The 5,054-nt window shown below is 72.6% G+C and carries 4 protein-coding genes and 1 tRNA gene; 2 read left to right on the forward strand and 3 right to left on the reverse strand.

What is annotated here, in order from left to right; translation table 11 throughout:
• Positions 1-113: 113 nt before the first annotated feature.
• Positions 114-195 (reverse strand) — tRNA-Tyr (locus D9R02_RS11170).
• A 385-nt stretch (positions 196-580) separates the two neighbouring features.
• Here D9R02_RS11170 and D9R02_RS11175 point away from each other — a divergent pair.
• Together D9R02_RS11175 and D9R02_RS11180 are read left to right on the forward strand one after the other, a co-directional pair.
• The gene (locus D9R02_RS11175) at positions 581-1,462 is read left to right on the forward strand and encodes a patatin-like phospholipase family protein (protein ID WP_059281158.1); all 882 of its coding nucleotides are present in this window, start codon (positions 581-583) and stop codon (positions 1,460-1,462) included.
• Positions 1,463-1,517: 55 nt separating this feature from the next.
• Positions 1,518-2,009, forward strand: coding sequence for a YajQ family cyclic di-GMP-binding protein (locus D9R02_RS11180; RefSeq protein ID WP_047978427.1), 492 nt, complete (start codon positions 1,518-1,520; stop codon positions 2,007-2,009).
• Positions 2,010-2,187: 178 nt separating this feature from the next.
• Here the strand turns inward: D9R02_RS11180 and htpX are convergent, their stop codons facing one another.
• Both htpX and D9R02_RS11190 read right to left on the reverse strand, forming a co-directional pair.
• A complete protein-coding gene (gene htpX / locus D9R02_RS11185) occupies positions 2,188-3,084 on the reverse strand; it encodes a zinc metalloprotease HtpX (RefSeq protein WP_019309700.1) in 897 nt (298 codons plus the stop codon).
• A gap of 153 nt (positions 3,085-3,237) precedes the next feature.
• Positions 3,238-4,947, reverse strand: a complete 1,710-nt coding sequence (locus D9R02_RS11190; protein WP_121566926.1) for a sigma-70 family RNA polymerase sigma factor — start codon at positions 4,945-4,947, stop codon at positions 3,238-3,240.
• Positions 4,948-5,054 lie beyond the last annotated feature (107 nt).

Consider the following 5,054-nt stretch of genomic DNA (forward strand, 5'->3'; position numbering starts at 1 on the left):
GGCCCCACCCACCACCCGCCGATACTCCTGGAACGCCCCCGGCACGACGAAGGGGCTCCCCGGATCCAGTGATCCGGGAAGCCCCTTCGTGATGTCCAGGACATCGTCCTCGGTGGCAGGTGAGGGATTCGAACCCCCGTAGGCATTGCCAGCTGATTTACAGTCAGCCCCCTTTGGCCGCTCGGGTAACCTGCCGAGACGCCCTGCGCACGCGGCGATACCGCGCGGCGAAGCATCTCAACAGTACACGGGGAGCGGTGCGGGCCCAAAATCGCGGGTGGTGGCCCCGTCGGCGCACCGTGCCCGGTTCCCGGTCAGCCTCCCGGCCAGCGCGCGCGGCTGCCGCGCACCGGATGCGGCCACGGATGCCCGCCCGGCGGACGCCGCGCGAACCACGCCCACGAAGGGCGCCACGGGAGGACCCGCCGCCGAGTAGCACGGGCACCACCCAGATGCCAGGGACCCAAACGGTTGACCACAACTGATCAGCAGCCTGATCATGGACGAGCAGACAACCACACCCGGGCCCGCCCCCCCTCCAGAGGAGGGTGACGGACCCGGGACAGGAAGGCGAAACACCATGAACACCACAACCTCCCCCTCTCGTGCCATCGTCCTGGGCGGCGGCGGCTCCGCCGGCATCGCGTGGGAGAGCGGACTGCTCGCCGGACTGCTGGAGGCCGGAGCGGATCTGGGAGCGGCAGACCTCGTGGTCGGCACCTCCGCGGGCTCCGCGGTGGCCGTGCAGCTGCGCGCCGGCGGTCTCCAGCTCGACGCCCTGCGCGCCGAGATGGGCCCCGGTGCCAGCAGCGGGCGGTCCACTCCCGACGACGCCGCACCGGCCTTCGACGCCGAACAGTTCATGCAGCTGATGGGCGAGGCCGCGCAGCGCGCCACCACGCCCGAGGCGGGACGCGCGACGATCGGGGCCCGGGCGGCGTCGGCCACCCCCGCGATGACCGAGGAGGCGTGGCTCGCGCGCATCGGGGGCATGCTGCCCGAGCAGTGGCCGGCGGGGCGCCTCGCGCTGACCGCGGTGGATGCCGGCACCGGGGAGTTCGTGGTGTTCCACGCGGACAGCGGTGTGCCGCTCGAGCAGGCCGTGGCCGCGAGCTGCGCCGTTCCCACGGTCTTCCCGCTCGTGCACGCGGGGGACCGCGCCCTCATGGACGGAGGCATGCGCTCGGCCACCAACGCGGACCTGGCCGCTGGCTTCGACCGGGTGCTCGTGGTCTCGTGCAACCCCGAGCCGCCCACGAGCCCGTTCGGCCCCACCCTGGACGAGTCCCTGCGGTTGATCGAGGAGACCGGTGCCGCTCTGCACGTCACGGCGGACGAGGCCAGCCACCGGGCGTTCGGGATGAATCCGCTGGATCCGGCGCGTCGGATACCCTCGTTCGAGGCCGGTCTCGCGCAGGCGCGTCAGCTCGCGGACCGGGTCACAGAGTTCTGGAACGCGTGAGCACACGGCCTCGCGCGCTCCGCCGATCGCACCGGAACAGCCGAGGAGCAAGAGCATGGCATCAGAGTCGTCGTTCGACGTGGTCAGCAAGGTGGACAAGCAGGAAGTGGCGAACGCCCTGAACCAGGCGCAGAAGGAAGTGGCCCAGCGCTACGACTTCCGCGGTGTGGGCGCGGACATCGACTTCTCGGGCGAGAAGATCCTCATCAAGGCCAACTCCGAGGAGCGTGCCCAGGCGGTGCTGGACGTGTTCCAGTCCAAGCTGGTCAAGCGCGGGATCTCCCTGAAGTCCCTGGACGCGGGTGACCCGTACGCCTCCGGCAAGGAGTACCGGATCGAGGCCTCCATCAAGGAGGGCATTGCCCAGGACCAGGCCAAGAAGATCACCAAGCTCATCCGGGACGAGGGTCCCAAGGGCGTCAAGGCCACCATCCAGGGCGACGAGCTGCGCGTCTCGTCCAAGTCCCGCGACGACCTGCAGGACATCATCTCCCTGCTCAAGGGCTCGGACCTCGAGGTCGACCTGCAGTTCGTGAACTACCGCTGAGCTCACGCGCGAGGGGCCGGGACGGATTGCTCCGTCCCGGCCCCTCGCGCGTTCCGGGGAGCGGTGCTCCCGGCATCTCCGCTCCCATGGACGGGACCCTGTCCGACGCCGCCTGGCTCGGCGCGCGCCGTCCGCCGGTTCACGACGACGCCGCCGCACCGCCCCGGGGCGCGGAGGCTCAGCGTCCGCCCGGGCGCCCGCCGTTGCGGGCCATGTTCTCGAGCCGCGCCACACGGTCGTCCGTGGCGGGGTGGGTGCGGAAGAGCCCGGTGACCGAGCCGCCCCGGAAGGGGTTCGCGATCATGAGGTGCGACGTGTTGACCACCTTCTGGTCGGCCGGGTTCATGGGCCGCTGGGAGGCGCCGCCCTCGATCTTGCGCAGCGCAGAGGCGAGCGCCAGGGGGTCACCGGTGAGCTTCGACCCGTCCTCGTCCGCGTCGTACTCGCGGGTGCGGGAGATGGCCAGCTGGATCACGGTGGCGGCCAGGGGCGCCAGGAACGCCATGAGCAGACCCACCAGGGGGTTGCCGCGGTTCTCGTCGCCGCGCCCGCCGAAGATCGCCGCGAACTGCAGCACCTGGGCCGCCGAGGTGATCAGACCGGCCACCGCGGCTGCCACCGAGGAGGTCAGGATGTCCCGGTTGTAGACGTGCATCAGCTCGTGGCCCAGCACGCCGCGCAGCTCGCGCTCGTCGAGCAGCTGCAGGATGCCCTCCGTGCAGCACACCGCGGCGTTCTCGGGGTTGCGGCCCGTGGCGAAGGCGTTGGGGCTCATGGTCGGGGCGATGTACAGCCGGGGCATGGGCTGCCCGGCCTTCTGGGACAGCTCGTGCACGATCCGGTACATGGCCGGGGCCTGCTGCGGCGTCACGGGAACCGCGCGCATGGAGCGGATCGCGAGCTTGTCGGAGTTCCAGTAGCTCACGGCGGTGCCGATCAGACCCATCACCGCGAAGACCATGATGAACACGGAGTTGCGGGTGGCCCCGGAGATGGCCCAGCCGATTCCCAGCAGGACCGCCCACATCCCGCCCAGGAGCAGGACGGTTTTCAGGCCGTTGAAGTGACGGTGCATCAGGTGGTTCTCCTCAGTGTCGGGGGTCTCTGGATCATGAGGCCGTGACGGGCACCGCCGCGGATCCCGGGGTCGAGACCGTGGAGTCCGGGATCTCGGACTGTGCTGCGGTGCCGCTCGGGGGCGGTGACGGGTGGACCGGGTGCCGGTGGGTCAGTGGCTGACCCAGGGGAAGCAGATGAGCTCCCCGTTGAGCCCCAGCACCCAGCCGCACTCCTCGGTGGGTGAAGGAGACGGCGTGGCGCTCGGAGCCGTGGGTTCGGGTGAGGGCTCAGCGGTCACCGACGGCGCGGGGGTGGTCACCGTGGGGTCCGGTGTGTCCGCGAGATCCTCGGTGGCCTCCAGGGACCGCGCGCCGGTGGGTTCCAGGGGCGGCACGACGATCGGCAGGCTGCTCGCGGGGGTCGGCAGCAGGGGACTCTCCCCCGGCACGAACGGCGCTGGGGCCACCGGGGCCTCGCTCTGCGGGAGACCGGGGGCCGGTGCTCCCGGCCCGCCACTCGTCCCGGGCTGCACCTGCGCGTCTGCCTGGCCCTCGGGTTCCACGGCGCCTTGCTCCCCGGAGTCCCCCGTCGTCCCCGAGGCGCCGGGGGCGGGTCCCTCCGAGGCAGCACCGACCGAGCCGGGCTCGGCGGTGGACTGAGCGCTGCGCACGGCATCGGGCGATGCCGACGCACTCGCGGCCGCGGGAGCCGCCTCCTGCGACTCGTTCGTCCAGGCCACGATGCCCGCCGCGGACGCGGCCAGGACGAGCGCAGAAACCGCCGCCACGACGAGTCCGGTCCCCGAGCCCGCGACCACGGCAGTCCCTCGCGCGGGTGCCGCCGCGACCCCCGAGCCGCCACTCGCCGACGCACCCGCGGGAGCGCCCGCGGGATGACCGACGGCCGTGCCGGCCCCGCCGAGGCGACCTGCACTGCCGGCACCCGAGGACGCGGCGACCGTGGGCGCGGAGGCCGGGGCTGCGGCGTCGTGCACCCCGGGCAGCGGGGCCGCGCCCGAGCCGACGCCCAGCAGGGGCAGCCCGGCCAACGAGTCCGCGAGGCGGCCGCCCGCACCACCCCACAGCGGCAGCGCGGCGAGCACGGGAAGCACCCAGGCCCGCATTCCCAGACCCAGGTCCTGCAGCTGGAGGTACTCGGCGGTGCACCGGCAGCACTGGTCCAGGTGCTCCTGCACGGCCCGGGTGCGGGCGGGTGTGAGGGAGCCGCGGGTGAAGGCACCCAGCTGCGAGGCGTACCGCTCGCAGTCCTCCAGCGCCTGCGCGGAGACGTGCTCCTGCACGTACGCGGCGCGCAGCCCTTCACGGGCACGTTTGCCCAGCGCGGACACGGCGTTCGGCTGCACGCCCACCACCGGAGCCACCTGACGGGGCCGGCGCTGCTCCACCTCGAGGTACCACAGCACCTCCTGCCACCGCTCGGGGAGGGAGGCGAAGGCCCGGGCCACCACGGCGGCATCCACCTGGCGCACCACGGAGTCGTCGAAGAGCTCCACACGGTCCAGCGGTCCGTCCGGCTTCGGGTCCTCCGGACGCGTGCGGGTGAGGTCGTTGGCGCGGTCCGCGGCCAGCCGCGACACCGCCGTGACCACGTAAGCCCGGAGGAACTCGCGCGGGCCCTTCCCCTCTCGAAGGAGCGCCAGCACCCGCGTGAAGGCCTCGGAGACCAGGTCCTGGGCGTCGGCGTCGTTGCGGGAGTGCATGCGGGCCACGGCCAGTGCGGCGCCGCGGTGGCGTTCGTAGAGCTCGCCGAAGGCCGCGGTGTCCCCCTCGCGCACGGCACGGAGCAGCTGCTCGTCGCTCGCGGGGCCGGTGGCCTGGGCCGAGGGACGTCCGGAATCCGGGTCTGCTCTGTGGGGCATGACTCTCTCTGACGACGCGCGGTGGGATCCCCACCATTGTGACAGCCGCCGCTGGGAAGCAGCAGACCGTCGCCTGCATGACAGGTGGGCTCCGTGCGGTGCCGCGG

Origin of the sequence: Kocuria rhizophila, assembly GCF_003667225.1 — a bacterium.
GTDB classification, from domain to species: Bacteria; Actinomycetota; Actinomycetes; order Actinomycetales; family Micrococcaceae; genus Kocuria; species Kocuria rhizophila.

Excerpts from the sequence above, each read along its gene's own strand:
- D9R02_RS11175 (WP_059281158.1), top strand. The coding sequence starts at position 581 with ATGAACACCACAACCTCCCCCTCTCGTGCCATCGTCCTGGGCGGCGGC.
- D9R02_RS11180 (WP_047978427.1), top strand. The coding sequence starts at position 1,518 with ATGGCATCAGAGTCGTCGTTCGACGTGGTCAGCAAGGTGGACAAGCAG.
- htpX (WP_019309700.1), bottom strand. The coding sequence starts at position 3,084 with ATGCACCGTCACTTCAACGGCCTGAAAACCGTCCTGCTCCTGGGCGGG.
- D9R02_RS11190 (WP_121566926.1), bottom strand. The coding sequence starts at position 4,947 with ATGCCCCACAGAGCAGACCCGGATTCCGGACGTCCCTCGGCCCAGGCC.